This window comes from Bacillus sp. SIMBA_154 (assembly GCF_046536015.1).
In the GTDB taxonomy this organism is placed as follows: domain Bacteria; phylum Bacillota; class Bacilli; order Bacillales; family Bacillaceae; genus Bacillus; species Bacillus pumilus_P.
In genome coordinates, this window is the sequence record NZ_JAWJBV010000285.1 from 1 (window position 1) to 270 (window position 270).

The 270-nt window shown below is 47.0% G+C and carries 1 protein-coding gene; it reads right to left on the reverse strand.

Features of this window, described 5'->3' with window-relative positions; translation table 11 throughout:
* The coding region (locus tag R0K30_RS22070; RefSeq protein WP_486304029.1) for a stage V sporulation protein AA at positions 1-130 on the reverse strand (130 nt) is incomplete at its 3' end.
* Between the last annotated feature and the right edge of the window lie 140 nt (positions 131-270).

Consider the following 270-nt stretch of genomic DNA (forward strand, 5'->3'; position numbering starts at 1 on the left):
GCGGCAGTGCCGACAGTTTTTTTTTCAGCTTTTGCTGTCCCGCGATCTGTGCGGCGTCGCCGACTGTGATGATATCTCCGGTATGAGCCTTCACGCGGTGGCGAAGTCTGAGAAATATTCGTCTTTCCATCTTGCATCACCATCTTTCGGGTGGTTATATATGTAGTATGTGGTTCACTTTTGTTCTCATTCATCAGCGGCAAAAGACCATAAATTACCACCGATGCACAAATAAAAAAAGCCGGCCCGTAAAAGGTCAGCTTTCCGTAT